Annotated in this window: 15 protein-coding genes; 10 read left to right on the top strand and 5 right to left on the bottom strand. The window is 64.7% G+C overall.

What is annotated here, in order from left to right; all coding sequences use genetic code 11:
• Positions 1–298 precede the first annotated feature (298 nt).
• Positions 299–1,042, top strand: a complete 744-nt coding sequence (locus XI09_RS30170) for a class I SAM-dependent methyltransferase (RefSeq protein ID WP_271570082.1) — start codon at positions 299–301, stop codon at positions 1,040–1,042.
• Positions 1,043–1,383: 341 nt separating this feature from the next.
• Positions 1,384–2,040 (top strand): phosphoribosylanthranilate isomerase, encoded by a 657-nt coding sequence (locus tag XI09_RS30165; RefSeq protein ID WP_271570081.1) that lies wholly within the window; start codon positions 1,384–1,386, stop codon positions 2,038–2,040.
• Between the two features lie 213 nt (positions 2,041–2,253).
• On the opposite strand, the gene XI09_RS30160 is transcribed toward XI09_RS30165, so the two are convergent.
• Positions 2,254–2,670, bottom strand: coding sequence for an SRPBCC family protein (locus XI09_RS30160; RefSeq protein ID WP_271570080.1), 417 nt, complete (start codon positions 2,668–2,670; stop codon positions 2,254–2,256).
• Between the two features lie 206 nt (positions 2,671–2,876).
• Positions 2,877–4,130 carry a serine hydrolase domain-containing protein gene (locus XI09_RS30155; RefSeq protein WP_271570079.1) on the bottom strand — a complete coding sequence of 418 codons (1,254 nt, stop codon included), beginning with the start codon at positions 4,128–4,130 and terminating at the stop codon, positions 2,877–2,879.
• A gap of 418 nt (positions 4,131–4,548) precedes the next feature.
• On the opposite strand from XI09_RS30155, the gene XI09_RS30150 reads away from it, so the two are divergent.
• Entirely contained in the window at positions 4,549–4,737 is a 189-nt protein-coding gene (locus tag XI09_RS30150; protein ID WP_271570078.1) for a hypothetical protein, read from the top strand.
• Positions 4,738–4,889: 152 nt separating this feature from the next.
• Here XI09_RS30150 and XI09_RS30145 read toward each other — a convergent pair whose 3' ends face one another.
• Positions 4,890–6,527 carry an amidase family protein gene (locus tag XI09_RS30145; protein ID WP_271570077.1) on the bottom strand — a complete coding sequence of 546 codons (1,638 nt, stop codon included), beginning with the start codon at positions 6,525–6,527 and terminating at the stop codon, positions 4,890–4,892.
• A gap of 126 nt (positions 6,528–6,653) precedes the next feature.
• On the opposite strand from XI09_RS30145, the gene XI09_RS30140 reads away from it, so the two are divergent.
• Positions 6,654–7,109: a GNAT family N-acetyltransferase gene (locus XI09_RS30140; protein WP_271570076.1), complete on the top strand. Its 456-nt coding sequence runs from the start codon at positions 6,654–6,656 to the stop codon at positions 7,107–7,109.
• 104 nt (positions 7,110–7,213) lie between these two features.
• Entirely contained in the window at positions 7,214–8,365 is a 1,152-nt protein-coding gene (locus XI09_RS30135) for an acyl-CoA dehydrogenase family protein (RefSeq protein WP_271570075.1), read from the top strand.
• Between the two features lie 196 nt (positions 8,366–8,561).
• Here the strand turns inward: XI09_RS30135 and XI09_RS30130 are convergent, their stop codons facing one another.
• Positions 8,562–10,733, bottom strand: a complete 2,172-nt coding sequence (locus tag XI09_RS30130; protein WP_271570074.1) for an EAL domain-containing protein — start codon at positions 10,731–10,733, stop codon at positions 8,562–8,564.
• 524 nt (positions 10,734–11,257) lie between these two features.
• Here XI09_RS30130 and mepA point away from each other — a divergent pair.
• The 5 genes from mepA to modC all read left to right on the top strand — a co-directional run bounded on the left by mepA (position 11,258) and on the right by modC (position 15,403).
• Positions 11,258–12,202 (top strand): penicillin-insensitive murein endopeptidase, encoded by a 945-nt coding sequence (gene mepA, locus XI09_RS30125; RefSeq protein ID WP_271570073.1) that lies wholly within the window; start codon positions 11,258–11,260, stop codon positions 12,200–12,202.
• Between the two features lie 330 nt (positions 12,203–12,532).
• Positions 12,533–13,036, top strand: a complete 504-nt coding sequence (locus tag XI09_RS30120; protein WP_271570072.1) for a hypothetical protein — start codon at positions 12,533–12,535, stop codon at positions 13,034–13,036.
• A 210-nt stretch (positions 13,037–13,246) separates the two neighbouring features.
• A complete protein-coding gene (gene modA, locus XI09_RS30115) occupies positions 13,247–14,029 on the top strand; it encodes a molybdate ABC transporter substrate-binding protein (protein ID WP_271570071.1) in 783 nt (260 codons plus the stop codon).
• Between the two features lie 13 nt (positions 14,030–14,042).
• On the top strand, positions 14,043–14,738 hold the full coding sequence (modB, locus tag XI09_RS30110) for a molybdate ABC transporter permease subunit (RefSeq protein ID WP_011090882.1): 696 nt from the start codon (positions 14,043–14,045) through the stop codon (positions 14,736–14,738).
• 2 nt (positions 14,739–14,740) lie between these two features.
• Positions 14,741–15,403: a molybdenum ABC transporter ATP-binding protein gene (gene modC, locus XI09_RS30105; protein WP_271570070.1), complete on the top strand. Its 663-nt coding sequence runs from the start codon at positions 14,741–14,743 to the stop codon at positions 15,401–15,403.
• A gap of 207 nt (positions 15,404–15,610) precedes the next feature.
• Here the strand turns inward: modC and XI09_RS30100 are convergent, their stop codons facing one another.
• Positions 15,611–16,360 (bottom strand): GntR family transcriptional regulator, encoded by a 750-nt coding sequence (locus XI09_RS30100; RefSeq protein ID WP_442869627.1) that lies wholly within the window; start codon positions 16,358–16,360, stop codon positions 15,611–15,613.
• Between the last annotated feature and the right edge of the window lie 171 nt (positions 16,361–16,531).

The following is a 16,531-nucleotide window of genomic DNA, read 5'->3' as shown; positions in this document are numbered from 1 at the left end:
AACACGAAGTGCAGACGAAACGCCAATTTGTCGGCCCATAGGGGTAGACCGGAAGCGGACGGCGTGCCGCCTGAACGGCGCATTTTGACTGGCAACAGACATTAATGGCTTGACCCGATGCAGATCTATTGGGTTGATAGGATTTGCTCTCAGGTGCGATAGGTGGGCGTAAGCGCGAGGCGCACGGATGGAGTTGCCCGCTACACTGAACCTCGTTGAGTTGACGGTGGGCGCACATCTAGAGCTCACAAAACCTGGGCGACTGCGTCTGGACCGATTGAGAAAGCTTGGTAGGCGCGTGACGGCACTGGTTTATGCAGCGACGCTACTTGTGGCGTTTGCTGCAACTCGCGCATGCGCCGCTGACATAGGTTATCTGGCTCCCCCCGGAGTTGCTGCAAACGAGTTCCCCTCACCGCAGCGCCCTGTTGCACGGATTGTCAGCCCACGCCGCTCCGCCGAAGAGCACCGCGACGCTCTCGATGAGGCCGGCCAGGTCGCACGTGTTCTTGAACTGAAACCTGGCATGACAGTCGGCGACATTGGTGCAGGCAGCGGCTACCACACGGTCAGACTCTCGTACCTCGTCGGACCCGCCGGCTCTGTCGTTGCCCAGGACGTCACGCGGGATTACCTCATAGAGCTCGCCAGGCGAACAGAACTTCTGAAGTTGACGAACGTGAAATTCGCGCTCGGCGAATCACACGACCCGCGTCTGCCCGCTTCCTCGCTGGATGCCGCAATCCTTGTGCACATGTATCACGAGATAGCTCAACCCTATGCCTTCCTCTACAATCTCGCGCCCGCCTTGAAGCAGGGTGCACGGGTCGGAATTGTCGATCTTGAGCTTCCGACGTCGAAGCATGGCACGCCAATCGAGCTCCTGCGCTGCGAATTGACCGCCGTCGGCTATCGCGAGGTCGCCACATATAGGCTCGCAGGGGACGGAGGGTACCTGGCAGTATTCTCTCCGCCGGAGGTAGCGGGTCGAAAATCTCCCCGCGACATCGTTGCTTGTGGGAATCCTGCCGGCACTCGCTGACACCACGCCCGCCGCCCGTCTCAGAAGCGATACGCGAACATGTCCGAAGGGAGGGCGAAGGATGGGTTGAGCTCTTGCGAAACCCATCGTCCTCGCGGGCGAAGTATCTGGTCATTCCTGTTCGCTCGATCCGATGGTGAGGACGAGATTTGATGGGTTTCGCTTTCGCTCTACCCATCCTACGAGCTTGATCTGCAACAGGGAGCGCGTCGCCAGCAAGGACGACTTCGATCGGAAGCGGTTAGCCGAGCGCCCGACCGACGCGATTGACCCAAAACGGCCGTTGACCCAAGACCAGCCCATCCTGTCTACTCAACTGAGTGGTGGCAACGTGTAAGACAATGCTGACGCAAATTTACGAAGTCGCGACACCTGCGGAAGCCGAGGCGATATCGGCAATCGGCGTGGATCATGTCGGCGTGCTCGTCGGCGATGGAGCCTTCCCTCGGGAGCTTCCGGTTCAGAAGGCGTTAGCGGTTATGAAGATGATGCGGGCGCCGTCCGTACTTTCCGCGCTGTTCCTTTCGGCGGATGTCGCTCTTATCGAACGGATGGCGAGAGAGCTTGATCCGCCCATTGTTCATCTTGGCGCAGCAAGCGAATTGCTTACGCCTGATCTTGTCGTGGCGCTGCGAAAGTCCCTGCCGAAGACCAAATTCATGCGCAGCGTACCTGTCACGGGACCTGAGGCAGTAGGTGTGGCGCAAGCATATGATGGGGTTGTCGATTGGATCCTGCTCGACAGTCATCGCACAGGTGATGTGCAAATCGGCGCGCAGGGCGTGACGCACGACTGGAGCATCAGTCGAACGATAGTGGAGAGCGTTCGTACCCCAGTAATACTTGCTGGTGGCCTCGGACCAGACAATGTCAAAGAAGCTATTCGGTCGGTGCGACCTGCCGGCGTTGATTCGAAAACAAGAACGGATCGAGAGGGCACTCACTCAAAAGACCTGGGCAAGGTAGAAGCCTTCTATCGCGCTGCGACGAGCGGTTAGATCGCACTTCTCTTCTTGGCCCATCGCGTTGGTGAACGCAGCACAACGGCATGTCCGGGGTCCGGCGCAAACCGGAGGTCGCCGGCTGAGGGATCAACCGACACGGCCGACCCGAAGCCGGCTATTCCCGGACTGTTCAGTTTCCGTCAGGCACTCCGCGCAGAAGGCCGACGACGCCCGTCAGAGACCTCCCTCTCCTGCCCCCGCACGGCTTCACGACGTCTTCTGCTTCGCCTCCACGTATCGTGCGAAATTGTCGAGGATCGCCTGCCAACCGCCTTGCTGCTGCTCAACCGAGTGTGTCGGTTCGCTATCGAAGACAACGCGGACGACAATGCCGTCCGGGCCGGGCCCGAACTCGACCTCGGCCTTTCGATCGCCAAACGCGTACTCGATCCGCTTATGTTCAACGATCTTCGTGTAGGTGCCGGCGAAGTCAAAGCCCATGCTGCCGTCCTTGGCCTCCATGCGAGACGAGAAGACACCGCCTTCTCGCAGGTCGACCGTAGCCTTGGTCGTATGCCAGTCGTCGGACGCGGCGTTCCACTTCATGATGTCGGCAGGCGTCGTATAAGCACGCCAGACCCGATCGATGGGGGCTGCTACGGTGGTTTCGACGCTGATCCTCATGAACATTGCTCCTGGTTCGATTTTCACGGCTCAAGGTGACGGCATCCCTTAAGTGTGCGGGGTCCATCCACAGCACTTCCGAGATGTGTCCACCCAAGGACGATCGAGACCGGTCCATGCCGACAAGGTCGAGCCATCAATGTCTCAAAAATGCGATAGCGGGCAACCAGGTGCGCCGCCATGAGGTTCAAAGAACTGCCAGATCATCATTTCCCGAGCTGTTGAAGCACGGCGGACCACAACGCAAGCGGCTCCCTGAGGGCTCCCGGCTCGGACGGCTTTTGGCGAACGGCAGTGTGCACCATGACGAGTTTCGAGGCTGGATCGACCAGGATGACCTGACCGCGTATGCCGAGCAGGGCAAATCTGCGCTGCTCGCCAGGGAGGAGCCACACCTGATAGCCGTAGCCGAAAAAGGGTGTCGCCACTCGCGGAGCGAGATGACTATCGCCTGGTCTGACGGTCGTGGCATCCAACAGCCACTGCCGGGGGATCAACTGACGACCTTCCCAGGCGCCGTCGTGTGCGAGCAACCGGGCCAGGCGCGCATAGTCGCGCAAGGTTGCGTTGAAGCAGCAAAAAGCAATCTCTTGCCCGCTACTGTCTATCGCCCATGAGGCATCCGCTTCGGTGCCGATGGCGTCCCAGATCCGGTCGTGGAGATAGTCGGCAACCGGGATGCCCGTGGCGGCGCGCAGGACCAGGCCCAGTATCTCGGTTTCCACGCTTGCATAGTGCCATCTGGTCCCCGGCGGTGCGGTTCGGGTATTGAATTGCGCGACGATGGCGGCGGGATCTTTTGTCTCTCCAACGAACAGGGCTCGCCCAAGCCGGGCTATATCATCGTGCCCATCATAGTTTTCCGAGAATTCGACGCCCGAAGACATATTCAACAAGGCCCGGATGGATGTGTTTCCATATTCCGTTCCTGCAAGGCCAGAGACGTAGGTTGAGACGAGGTCGTCGATCGACTTGATTCGTCCTTCCGAGACCGCGATCCCGACCAGCATGGCCACCAGCGTCTTGGCCATGGACTGCGAAAGAAAGCGGTCGTGGTCGGTTCGCGAATATTGATAGTGCTCGTACAGGATGGTGTCGTCCCTGGCGATCAGGAGTCCTGTCACCGGGTTGCGCTTGAGGTAGTCCGCGATGCTCAGCCGTTCCGTGCCGAAACTGTAGGCGATCGATGGCTCTGGCGCGCGTTTGAATTGCCAGGGCGCCGTCGCGCGAGCGATCGGACGCGAGGGGTAGATCTCGCCGAAATGGCTGTAGACCCCGACGAGCTTGTCAAGCTGGGTGGTGGTCCCCCGCGTGCCGACTGGATAGCCCTCAGCCGCGCCGTAGATCTCGGCATCGGGGCCGCTATCCGAAAAGACCGGCCCCGGCTCGCCGGGAGAGCTTCGGACGTCCTGCGCGCATGCCAAGGGCGCCCAGAGCGCGGAGGCGAGAATGGCGGGCAATAAGAACCCGCGGCAACCGCGCGGCCTGCAGAGCGCTCCCCAATTCATTGGACTTGCCTCCTCACACGTTCCTTGCGCGCTTATGAGAACAACCTCGCAGGCCGGTGACGAGAGCCATGCTATCATTGGGGGTAGACGGTGTCAGCATGTGGCCCCATAGCCGACGTCGGCCGAAATGAGGCGCCCCACTTCTGCTTTGACCGCTTCCGCCGGAAAAGCTCGTAGCAACCAGCAAATGGCGGCTGTGTTCTGCGCCACTCGGATCGTCGGCGCGCGCACACATGACCCGCCCTGCCATTGAACCAGGACCAAATCCAACCGCACCAAACCGGGTAGTGCCAATGCAATGACGGCCCCCGCCGATTGACGAGCCATGCGGCCCGGTCGTCGAATCCATACGCGATGAACGGGTGCGTGCATGCGGTTTTTCCTGTGTGAGATCGTCGCTCGCGTCGTCGCGATCTATTTGTGCGTCGATTGCGGCCGCATGCTGCGGGATGGCTATGCCGAGAGGAAGATCAGGGCTTTCAGTCCTGATCTCGTGGTCTGGCTGCTGGACTGGTCGAGGCAGGTTTTTCAGAGGGACACCGCGCCGGTCCGGTACTGATGGAAATGGGCCATCAGGCCATCTGCCTTTTGGCGTGCCTCGCAGTGGCGATATTCGGGTGGTGGCTGCCGAACGGCTGAGCATCGGGCGATGGCCGTCCGGCCCGACCCGCGAGGCGTGTGAGCACCGCCAGGCAAGGCGAATCTTGAAATCTAAAGCGGAGCCAAGCCCGGCGGCGGCTTGCGCATGTTGGACGCCTGCTCGTAGGCATAGGCCAGGCGCAGCAGCTTGTGCTCGCTCCAGGCGCGGCCCGCGAAGGCGACGCCGAGCGGATAGTCGGGCGTGTCCTTGCCGTCGGCGCCCGAGACGAAGCCGCCGGGCACCATGACGCTGGGATAGCCGGCCCTGGCGGCAATCGCCGCGCCGGTCGCGCCGGGGAACAGGACGGCGTCCAGCTCGTGCCGGTTCATGTAGGCGTCCATGCCGCGCGTCCTGGCAGTGAGCAGGTCCATGGCGCGCGCCGATTTGTACTCGCGCTCGCTCAAGTCGCCCCGGGTGTTGTCGGCGGCGAGGAACAGATCCTGGCCGAAGCGCAGCGCTTTGTCGGCATGAGCCTCGTTGAAGGCAATGATGTCCGCGATGGTCTTGATGTCGGTGCGGGTCGCCCAATCCTTCAGGTAGAGGTTGAGATCGTGCTTCAGCTCGTAGAGGAAAACGATCCGCTGCGCGACCGGATTGCCCTTGTTGCCGCTCAGCGGATTGCGATTGAGCACGGCCATGGTCGTACCCGGTCCGCTCATCCAGCCAGCCGCCGGCATGCTGGCCCGCACGATGACGGCGCCCAGATCCTCCAGCACCTTGATCATTTCGGCCATCAGCTTGGCCCTGTCGGGTGGCAACTTGCCGTAATAAGGATCGTTCAGCGGATCGCCGGGGTCGCTCGGCACGCCGATGCGCGCACCCTTCATCGCATCGCGTGCGAGGTCTGCCGTGTAATCGGCCGGCCTCCGCTGCCGCTCTGTCACGGGGTCGAGCGGATCCTTGGCGGCCAGCACGTTCAGCAGCATCGCCGCGTCGCGCACGGTTCGCGTCATCGGCCCCGCGGTGTCCTGGCTGTGCGCGATCGGCACGATGCCGGCACGGCTGATCAAACCGACGGTCGGCTTGACGGTGACGATGCCATTCCGGGTGGCAGGGTGCAGCAACGAGCCGGGGGTCTCGGTGCCGACAGAGGCCGTGCACAGACCTGCGGCCACAGCGACCGCCGAACCCGAGCTCGAGCCACCGGGGTCTACGACCGGGATGCCGCGATCGTCCAGCAGCGTCGGCACGTAGGGATTCTTCACCTGACCACCGAGCGACGAATAGCCCGAGGGCATGTCGATCGCGAGGATGTTGGCGAACTCCGTCAGGTTCGCCTTGCCGAGGATCACGGCGCCGGCGTTTCGCAGCAGCTTGACGATGGTGGCGTCGCCTTTGGCGCGCGCGCCCTCCAGCGCCAGCGAGCCCGCCGTGGTCGGCTGCCTGTCACCGGTGGCGATGTTGTCCTTCAGCAAAATGGGGACGCCGGCCAGAGGCCGCCTGGCCGACGGCCTCGTGCCGTCGCGCTTGCCCGCGATGGTGAGTGCGTCGGGATTGAGCGCACGGACGGAATTGAGCATGGGCCCATTGCGGTCGTAAGCCTCGATGCGCGCGAGATAGGCATTGGCCAGCGCCGTAGCGGTGACCTGCCCGTTTGCCAACGCATCGACGATGTCGCTCATGGACGCGTCGTCGAGCTTCGACTCCGTCGGCGCGGCGCGGGTGACAGCCGCGACGAGGCGAGCATCGCGGCGGCGTGGCTTCGTCATGAGGTCCCCCTTGGACGGCGTCCCGTGAATATGCTACCAACGGTAGCATTAAGTGCGCTTGCGCGACAAGCCGATTGCCCAGGCTGTGGCACAGACGTCGGCGTCAAGGCTGCGGTGGAGCGATCCATGGACTGCACGATCCGGCCCGCGCGCGACGATGACGCCGATGACATCAGCGGCGTCATCTTGCGGGCGCTGCGCGAGACCAATGCGAAGGACTATACGGACGAGATCATCGAACGGGTCGAGCGCAGCTTCAGTCCGGACGCGGTGCGGGAGCTGATCGGGAAACGCACCGTTTTCGTCGCCATCCTCGGCGGCCGCGTCGTTGGAACGGCGAGCCTCGATGGAAGCGTCGTTCGCACGGTCTTCGTGGCTCCCGACGTTCAGGCCCGCGGGATCGGCAAGCTGCTGATGGCCGAGATCGAGCGGACGGCGCGCGATCGGGACATTTCCGCGCTGACCGTCCCATCGTCGATCACCGCTGAAGCCTTCTACGCAAAGCTCGGGTTCAATGCCGTGCGCGACAGCTATCATGGTGACGAGCGCACGATCATCATGGAGCGATGGCTCGCTGAATAGTCAGAAGCCCGGATGAAGCGCTGGGATGTGATCTTGATCCTCCCTGCCAAATAGACCACCATCGCCTCCTTGCCGCTCACAACAGAACGGGCGAGGAAACGCGCATGAACGCAACTCCCGGAGTTGGTCTGGTCGAACGTGCCCGCACGCTGGCGCCGCTGATCGCGGGCGAGGCCGACGAGATCGAGCGGACGCGGCGACTGACGCCTGATGTCGTCGCCGCGCTGATCGAGAACGGGCTCTATCGCGCGCTGCTGCCGCAGAGCCTTGGCGGCGCCGAGGTTCCGATCGAAGCTTTCATGCAGATGCTGGAGGAGATCGCGAAGGCGGATGCCTCCACGGCCTGGTGTCTCGGCCAGTGCGGCGTCTGCGCGATGATCGCGGCCTCGCTCGATCACGACACCGCGCATGAGATCTTCAACGCGGCGCCCGGCATCCTCGCCTGGGGTGCTATCGCGCATGAGGCGCGCGCGGTCGGGGGCGGCTATCGCGTCACAGCGCGCTGGGACTTTGCTTCGGGCTCGCGGCAGGCAAGCTGGCTGGGGGCGCATGTCCGCATCGTCGACGCCGACGGTGCGCCGCGCAAAAATGCCGACGGCTCGCCCGAGGTGCGCACCATCCTGTTTCCGGTCGCGAGCGCCGTACTGCATGACGTGTGGCAGGCGATCGGGCTCGCCGGCACCGGCACGGATTCATATGAGGTGAGCGACCTCTTCATCCCCGAGCGCTTCACTGCGTTCCGTGACGTGCCGTCCGCGCTGCGCCAGACCGGTCCGCTCTACAGGATCGGCACCGGCTCGACATTCAGCCTCGGCTTTGCCGCAGTGTCGCTCGGCGTGGCGCGCGCCACGCTGGATGCAGCGATTGCGCTGGCGCGGGCAAAGCACCAGTCGCTCGCAGCAAGCGCCATGCGCGACAACCAGGCGGTCCAGGGTCTGATCGGCCGCACCGAAGGCGACCTTCGCGCCGCGCGCGCCTATCTCTATGCGACCGCGAGCGCGATGTGGCGCGACCTGTCTGCGACCGGCGAATTCAGCGCGGCGCATCGCAGCGCGGTGCGCCTCGCCGCGACCTGGACCATTCATCAGTCGGCGAAGGTGGTCGACGCCGCCTATCACATGGCCGGCGCCACGGCCGTGTTCCGCAGCAACCCGTTCGAGCGGCGCTTTCGCGACATGCACGCCATCGCGCAGCAGATCCAGGCGCGCGACACGCATTATGAGGATGTGGGGAAGGCGATTTTGTCGGGGGGCTGAGGCGGAATGATCACGGGGGCGCTCGTGGCCCACCCTTCGAGACGCCCGCTGTAGGCGGGCTCCTCAGGATGAGGTCTTGTTTCGCGGCGAGATGTTTGACCCTCATGGTGAGGAGCCCGCCCTAAGCGGGCGTCTCGAACCATGCAGGCCGGAAAAGGCGCGGCTTGCGCAAGGGGTCGCTATGCGAGCCGCGAGATCACGCCACCATCGCGGCGTCTTCGTCCTCGGCACCGTCGATGCCGCGCTGTGCGGCGAGCAGGCTGATGATCTCGATATTGGGGCGGGCCTTGCTGAACAGGAAACCCTGGCCTTCGTCGCAGCCTTCGGCCCGGAGGCAGCTGAGCTCGGCCTCGGTCTCGACGCCTTCGGCGGTGATGGTGACGCCAAGGCCCTTGCCGAGGCTGACGATGGAGCGGATGATCGCCTGGGCCTCGCGGTTGGCGCCGAGATCGCGCACGAAGGACTGGTCGATCTTGATCTTGTCGAAGGGGAAGCTGCGTAAGTAGCTGAGGCTGGAATAGCCGGTGCCGAAATCGTCCATCGAGATGCGCACCCCCAACGCGCGCAGCGCATGCAGCGTCGCCAGCACCTGGGCGCTCTTCTCCAGCAGCAGCGTTTCGGTGATCTCGAGCTCGAGCCGCCGCGGCGGCAGTCCGGATTGCTTCAGCGCGTCCGTCACCATCGAGAGCAGATTGCCGCTGCGAAACTGGAGCGGCGACAGATTGACGGCGACGCGGACGTCGTCGGGCCAGGTCGCGGCGTCGAAGCAGGCGCGGCGCAGCATCAAGCCGCCGAGCGGATTGATCAGGCCGGTTTCCTCCGCGACCGGAATGAACTCCGCCGGCGAGACCATGCCGCGCTCGGCATGCGGCCAGCGCACCAGCGCCTCGAAGCCGGTGATGCGGCCGCTCGAGAGGTCGATCAGCGGCTGGTAGTAGGGCCGCAGCACGTCGTTCTGGATCGCGTCGCGCAGCTCGACCTCGATCTTGCGGCGGCTCTGCGCCTTCGCATGGAGCGCCGCCTCGAAGAAGGCGAAGGTGCCGCGCGCATCCAGCTTGGCGCGCGACAGCGCCATGTCGGCGCTCTTGAGCAGCTTTTCGGAATCGTCGCCATCGGCCGGCGCCATCGCGATGCCGATCGAGGCGCCGATCACCACGGAATGGCCGTCGAGCAGATAAGGATCGGCGATGGCCTCCTGGAGGCGCTTGGCCAGCATCACCGCGTCCTCGGGACGGGTCAGCCCGCTCTGCACGATCGCGAACTCGTCCGAATTGAGCCGCGCCAGCGCGTCCTCTTCGCGTAAGGTGGAGCGCAGCCGCTTGGCGACGCCGCGCAAGAGCTTGTCGCCGATCGCATGTCCGAGCGTCTCGTTGACCGCCTTGAAGTTGTCCAGCCCCAGCATCAGCACCGCGACCTTCTCGGCGCTGCGCCGCGTGTGCAGCAGCATCTCGTCGACCTGCTGGCGCAACAGGTTGCGGTTCGGCAGGCCGGTGAGCCCGTCATGCTGGGCCATGAAGGCCAGCCGCGCCTCGGCGCGCTTGCGCTCGGTGATGTCCATCAGCGCGAGCAGCACCGCGGGCCGCTCGGCATAGGTCAGTTCGCGCGAATAGATCGCAAGGTCGATCAGCGCGCCGTCGGCCTTGACGTGCTTCCAGGTGCGCGCGGCCTGCTCGTCGCTGGAACGATCCGTGGTCCAGGGCGGCTCGCTGTCGAAGGCCTGCAGGGACCGGATCTTCAGCTTCTCGAACTCGGTGCGGCTATAGCCGTAATGGGCGACCGCGGCGTCGTTGACGCCGAGGATGCGCTCGTCGTCGAGCGCGCAGACGATCATGGGAACGGGATTGCCGTCGAACAGCAGGCGGAACGAGGCCTCGCGCTGCTTCAGCTCGGTGATGTCGACGCGCAGGCCGACGACGCCGCCGTCGTCGGTGCGGCGTTCCTCGATCAGGATGACACGGCCGTCCGACAGCGTCTGCTCGTGACGCGCGCCCGGCTGATAGAGCTTCTTCAGCCGCTGGGCGATCCATTCTTCCTCGTGGCCTGCGGCTTCCGGATAGTCGCCGCGGGCGACGCCGACGCGCAGCGTGTCTTCGAGCCGCGCGCCTTCCGCGAACAGATCGGCGGTCTTGCTGTAGATCTCGGAATATTGCTTGTTCCAGAGAACGTAGCGGCCTTCGGGGTCGAGAATCACGATGCCCTGCGGCAGCAGGTCGACGGCCTGGCGCAGCCGCTCATGCGATCTGCGCGCCTCGATGATGGCCGCTTCGGCCTCCGCGCGGCTCTGCACGAGTTCGTCGTGTTCGGCGGGCCGAAGCGAGGCGCGCGCGAAACGCGGCTTGCGCGGCGACCTGCCGGCCGCAGCGCGCACGTTGCGCTTTCGCTTTCCTGGTTTTCGAGACCCCAAACTCAACTTCACATATCCCAGTCGCGCCCTGCCACCGCAAGTTTTGGGGCAAGTGTCTGAAAAAAAAGTAATCTTCGCCGGCCTGGCCGCGGGATCGTCGGCCCTGCTGTGCCTGTTTGCGAGGCGCGAAAACCGCGGCAGGCGCAGCAAACCCGTTTTCGCCGTCGCGATGGGACGATGCGCTGGCGCAAAATTGCGCGCTCACTTGAATCATTTCCGAAATCGCGTGCGATTGCATGCGAGCCGCGCGTATTCCTCACGCCGCGCATGAATTTTGGTCAATGCAGCATAGGGTTATCGCGCCGTTAAAAAACGGCCGGCCGGCCTGGGATTTTCGATGCGGATCGTCCGATTGCGCGCCTTCGCACTGGACCCCGCGCGAACAAGACCGCCGCATGCGCGAGAGATCGCCATGCGAGGCCGGGCCGCCGAGGCGGACGAGCCTAATTCTTAACCCTGACGCGGCGTTGGGCTATAAGGTGATCAGCATGAGTCCCCGCCGCCTCGCCTCTCTCCTGCTTTTCATGACACTCCTGACCGCCGGCGGCGCGCTGGCCCAGGACAAGGGCAGCGTCGACCCAAAGCCGCTGCCGCCGCTCGCCAACCCCAACGATCCCAGTATCGGCGCCAAGGAGCTGTTCGCGCGAAAGCTGCTGCCCTCGAAAGGGCCGGCGCATGTCATCGGCTCCTACACCAAGGGCTGCATCGGCGGCGCCGAACGGATGCCGCTGAACGGCGACAATTGGCAGGTGATGCGGCTGTCGCGCAATCGCAATTTCGGCCACCCCGCGATGATCGCGCTGATCAAGCGGCTCGCGGCCGGGGCGCACAAGGACGCGGGCTGGCCGGGCATCCTGGTCGGCGACATCGCCCAGCCGCGCGGCGGGCCGGCGCTGTCAGGCCATGCCAGCCATCAGATCGGCCTCGATGCCGACATCTGGCTGACGCCGATGCCGGACCATCGTCTCTCGCGCGAGGAGCGCGAGGAGATGTCCGCGGTGATGATGGTGCGGCAGGACCGGCTCGACATCGACCCGAAGGTGTTCACACCGTCTCATGTGCTGGTGTTGCGCGACGCCGCGCAGGAGCCGGCAGTGCAGCGCATCTTCGTCAATGCGGCGATCAAGAAGGCGCTGTGCCGCGAGGCCAAGGGCGACCGCTCCTGGCTGTCGAAGATCCGGCCGTGGTGGGGCCATGACTATCACTTCCACATCCGCATGCGCTGCCCGCCGGGCGCCGGCGAATGCGAGGGCCAGCCGTCGCAGTCCGAGGACGAAGGCTGCAAGGACGCCGATCTCGCCTACTGGTTCTCCGATGCAGTGCTGCACCCCAAGCCGCCGCCGGAGCCGCCAAAGCCGAAACCGCCGATGACGCTGGCCCAGATGCCGGCGGCCTGCAAGGCGGTGCTGCACGCAGCGGATGCGAAGCAGTAACGTGGGCGGGTGGGCAGGCTGCCTCACCCACCGCTGTCGTCCCGGACAAGCGTCAGCGCAGATCCGGGACCCATAACCACAGGGAGTGGTTGTCGCACGACCTGATAACTCCGAGTCTTCACCAAACACAATCCTGTGGCTATGGATCCCGGATCTGCGCTCCGCTTCGCTACGCTTGTCCGGGATGACGAAGTCGTTGGTTGGTTCGCACCAGCCAAATGCGCTAGAATCAACCTGCCGCCGTGCCGTAAGCCCGTGGCATCTCGGGATGCGCATCCCGTCGTTCAACACACGCCCGCATCTTTCGCGTGGCCAACGATGAGATTTGACATGCGCATCCTCACCTGTCTCGCCGCGCTCACGATCAGTGCGACCTCCGCTCTGGCTGCGGAGGAGCCCAGCGGCTGCGACAAGTTCAAATGGCTGATCGAGCGCGAGCGCGCCGCGCTGACGGCGCCGAACCATGCAAAGCTCGCTTCGGGGAGCGAACAGCCGGCCCTGCCCTCAACGGCCGTCACGCTGGGCCTCGTCGCGCCGGCGGATGCGAGGCTGCCCACGCCGCCGGAGCGCGCGCCGAAGGACGGCAGCTTTGCCGGCTTTGCGAGCTTCAAGACCGCGAAAGCCGGGCTCTACACGATCAGCCTGTCGGCCGGCGCCTGGGTTGACGTGGTGCAGGACGGGCATGTCCTCAAGCCCGTGGCCTTCAGCGGCGCGACCGATTGCGACGGCATCCGCAAGACCGTGAAATACGAGCTGTCCGCACAGCCCTGGGTGCTCCAAATCAGCGGCGCCAAGGAGAACTCGCTCTCGATCGCGATCCTCCCCAGCGAGTAGGCAAGGGTCGGACCAAAGGTCGCCTTTGACCTCAAAGGTCGCCTTTGACCTGTTCCGCCAGCCTGTTATGGTCGCGCCCAGCGATATCCCGAGGGACCGTAAGTCCGTCGGGCTCACCGGAACAGCGCGTCCGCCGATCGCACCCCTGACCCAACCAACGCCGTCTTGCGTGCGCTATTGGCGCGCGCATACGCGCATGGAGCGCTCCCGATGTCCCGCCTTTCCGTGCTTTTTTCCGCCTTCGTCGTTCTGCTCGCGGCCTTCTCGCCCGCCACCGCCGAGGACAAGACCATCACCGTGTTCGCCGCCGCCTCGATGAAGAACGCGCTCGACGAGATCGATGCCGCCTACACCGCCAAAACCGGCGTCAAGTTCAGCGTCAGCTATGCGGCAAGCTCGGTGCTGGCCAGGCAGATCGAGCAGGGCGCGCCGGCCGACGTGTTCGTCTCCGCCGACACCGACTGGATGGACTACGCGATCTCCAGTAAGACCATCAACGAGCCGACCCGCGTCAACCTGCTCGGCAACAGCATCGTGCTGATCGCGCCGAAGGATTCGGCGATCGACAACGTCACCATCGCGCAGGGTTTTGACCTCGCCAAGCTCGCCGGCGACGGCAGGATCGCGACCGGCGACGTCAAGTCGGTACCAGCAGGCAAGTATGCGAAAGCGGCGCTGGAGAAGCTCGGCGCGTGGCAGGCGGCGGAGCCGAAATTCGCCATGGCCGAGAGCGTGCGCGCCGCGCTGACGCTGGTCGCGCGCGGCGAGGCCAACCTCGGCATCGTCTATTCGACCGACGCCAAGGTCGAGCCGGGCGTGAAGATCGTCGGCACCTTCCCGGCGGATTCGCATCCCGCGATCATCTATCCCGTCGCCGCGACCACGACCGCGAAGGGCGAGACCAGCGACTATCTCGCCTTCCTGCGCTCGACCGCGGCCAAGACCATTTTGGAAAAATACGGCTTCAAGTTCCTGATCAGCCCCACGACGTGATATCTGCGACTTGATGTCCGAGATCTCACCTGCCGAATGGACCGCGATCCTGCTCTCGCTCAGGGTCGCCGTCATTGCAACGCTGGTGGCAACGCCCTTCGGCATTGCGCTGGCATGGCTGCTCGCGCGGCGTGATTTCTGGGGCAAGTCGCTGCTCGATGCGCTGGTGCATCTGCCGCTGGTGTTGCCGCCGGTCGTGACCGGCTATCTGCTGCTTCTCACCTTCGGCCGCCGCGGCCTCGTCGGCGGCTTCCTCGCCGACCATCTCGGCATCGTCTTCGCGTTCCGCTGGACTGGCGCTGCGCTCGCCTGCGGCGTGATGTCGTTTCCGCTGCTGGTTCGCCCGATGCGGCTGTCGATCGAGGCGATCGACCGCAAGCTCGAGCAGGCCGCCGAGACGCTCGGCGCGGCGCCCTGGAAGGTGTTCTTCACGGTAACGCTGCCGCTGGCGCTGCCCGGCGTGCTCGCCGGAATGGTGCTCGGCTTTGCGAAAGCGATCGGCGAGTTCGGCGCCACCATCACCTTCGTCTCCAACATTCCCGGCGAGACGCAGACGATTTCCTCAGCGATCTATTCGCTGATCCAGACGCCCGATGGCGACGCCGCTGCCGGCCGGCTTGTGATCGTCTCGGTCATCCTGGCGCTGGGTGCGCTGATCGCCGCCGAATGGTTCGCCCGCCGCGCCACCGCGCGCCTGCACGGGAATTGACCATGCTGCGGGTCGATGTCGAAAAACAACTTGGTGAGTTCACCCTTGCGGCGACCTTCAGCAGCGAAGGCCGCGTCATCGGCCTGTTCGGTGCATCGGGCGCCGGCAAGAGCTCGCTGGTCAACATGATCGCAGGGCTGTTGCGGCCCGACCGCGGCACCATCGTGATCGACGGCGAGACCGTGGACGACACCGCGGCCGGCATCCATGTGCCGGCCTGGCGCCGCCGCATCGGCTATGTGTTCCAGGACGCCCGGCTGTTTCCGCATCTCAACGTCGCGCAGAATCTCGACTACGGAAGGCGGATGAACGGCCTGCCGTCCGATCCGGCGCAGCACAAGCGCATCATCGACCTGCTCGACATCGGCGCCCTGCAGGGTCGCCGCCCCGGAAAGCTCTCCGGCGGCGAGCGCCAGCGCGTTGCGCTCGGCCGCGCGCTGTTGTCGAAGCCGCGCCTGCTGCTGCTCGACGAACCGCTCGGCGCGCTCGACGAGGGCCGCAAGCTCGAGATCCTGCCCTATCTGGTGCGGCTGCGGGACGAGGCCAACGTCCCCATGGTCTATGTCAGCCACGACGTCGCCGAACTGCGCCAGCTCGCGACGCAGATCGTGATGCTGAAAGAGGGGCGCGTGACGTCGTTCGGCGGGGTGAAGGTGCTGACGTAGCCGCGGTGGCCGCGACACCTTCCGCCGTCGTCCCGGCCTAGTGCGCAATTGCGCACGGGGGCCGGGACCCACCGCGTGATCTAACTGCGGCAGGCAGTGCGAGTACCAGCGAAGGGTAACTACCTGTCCTCGCCAAACTACTTCCTGTGGTTATGGGTCCCGGCCCCCGTGCGCAATTGCGCACTAGGCCGGGACGACGGTGGAGTTTTACTGCACCTTGCGCCGCTTCGGCTTCACCGCCGCGAACACCGCGGTCAAATCCTCCCCCGCCGGCGCCGCATCATCGTCCAGATGCAGGCGGCTCTCCACGTGCAGAAAATGCTCGCGCGACACGGCAATGGCCCGCGTCACGTCGCGGGCGCGCAGAGCTTCGACGATGGCGCCGTGCTCGTCGACGGCGCAGATCGAATCCGTCGCCGGCTCGTAGACCGAGACCATCACCGAGGAGCGGCTGAGCAGATCGGCGAGGAAGCGCGACAGCTCGGCATTGCCGAGCGCCTCGACCAGATGGACGTGGAAGGCGCCGGACAGCCGCACCGACGCCGCGCGATCGCCGCGCGTTGCGGCGGCGCGCTCCTCGGCGAGATGCGCAGTCAGCTTTTCGATCAGGGCAGCGTCGACATGGCGGACGAGCTGCGTCAGCACGCCGGCCTCGAGCACACGGTGCGCCTCGTAGACGCTGCGGACGTCGTCGAGCGTCGGGCGCGGCACGCGGGCGCCGCGGTTCGGGATCATCTCCAGCCGCCGCTCCGCGCCCAGCCGGTGCAGCACTTTCCGGATGCGCTCGCGCGACACGCCAAAGATGTCGGCGAGCGGCGGCTCGGCGAGCTTGGTCCCGGCCTTCAGCTTGCCCTCCTGCAGCGCGTGCAGGATGGCCTGATAGACCGCCTCGTCCTCTGCCGGATTCGCCTTGCCGATTCCCTTGCCGTTTCGCCTGCGCTGCGTCGCCATGGCGATAGCTAGGCCCAAAGGATGCGCAGCGTCACCTCCAAAAAATGTGCACATTTGCCGCGCGACTGCGCAGGCCTCAAACTCGAAATCAGATCAAGATATTGAAACTATTTATATTTATAAAAATGTGCACATTTGGCATGGCGCTTGCTGCTCCCTCGATGCAAGCCTTACGCA

The sequence above is a fragment of the Bradyrhizobium sp. CCBAU 11386 genome (assembly GCF_028128955.1).
Classification (GTDB): Bacteria; Pseudomonadota; Alphaproteobacteria; order Rhizobiales; family Xanthobacteraceae; genus Bradyrhizobium.
The sequence above is the reverse complement of the archived record's forward strand: the minus strand, read 5'-3'. Positions and strand labels throughout refer to the sequence as shown.

What these genes read in the sequence shown, in the direction of transcription:
- XI09_RS30160 (WP_271570080.1), bottom strand. Translation starts at nt 2,670, where the DNA reads ATGAGGATCAGCGTCGAAACCACCGTAGCAGCCCCCATCGATCGGGTC.
- modC (WP_271570070.1), top strand. Translation starts at nt 14,741, where the DNA reads ATGCTGCGGGTCGATGTCGAAAAACAACTTGGTGAGTTCACCCTTGCG.
- XI09_RS30165 (WP_271570081.1), top strand. Translation starts at nt 1,384, where the DNA reads ATGCTGACGCAAATTTACGAAGTCGCGACACCTGCGGAAGCCGAGGCG.
- XI09_RS30135 (WP_271570075.1), top strand. Translation starts at nt 7,214, where the DNA reads ATGAACGCAACTCCCGGAGTTGGTCTGGTCGAACGTGCCCGCACGCTG.
- modA (WP_271570071.1), top strand. Translation starts at nt 13,247, where the DNA reads ATGTCCCGCCTTTCCGTGCTTTTTTCCGCCTTCGTCGTTCTGCTCGCG.
- XI09_RS30120 (WP_271570072.1), top strand. Translation starts at nt 12,533, where the DNA reads ATGCGCATCCTCACCTGTCTCGCCGCGCTCACGATCAGTGCGACCTCC.
- modB (WP_011090882.1), top strand. Translation starts at nt 14,043, where the DNA reads ATGTCCGAGATCTCACCTGCCGAATGGACCGCGATCCTGCTCTCGCTC.
- XI09_RS30140 (WP_271570076.1), top strand. Translation starts at nt 6,654, where the DNA reads ATGGACTGCACGATCCGGCCCGCGCGCGACGATGACGCCGATGACATC.
- mepA (WP_271570073.1), top strand. Translation starts at nt 11,258, where the DNA reads ATGAGTCCCCGCCGCCTCGCCTCTCTCCTGCTTTTCATGACACTCCTG.
- XI09_RS30145 (WP_271570077.1), bottom strand. Translation starts at nt 6,527, where the DNA reads ATGACGAAGCCACGCCGCCGCGATGCTCGCCTCGTCGCGGCTGTCACC.
- XI09_RS30150 (WP_271570078.1), top strand. Translation starts at nt 4,549, where the DNA reads ATGCGGTTTTTCCTGTGTGAGATCGTCGCTCGCGTCGTCGCGATCTAT.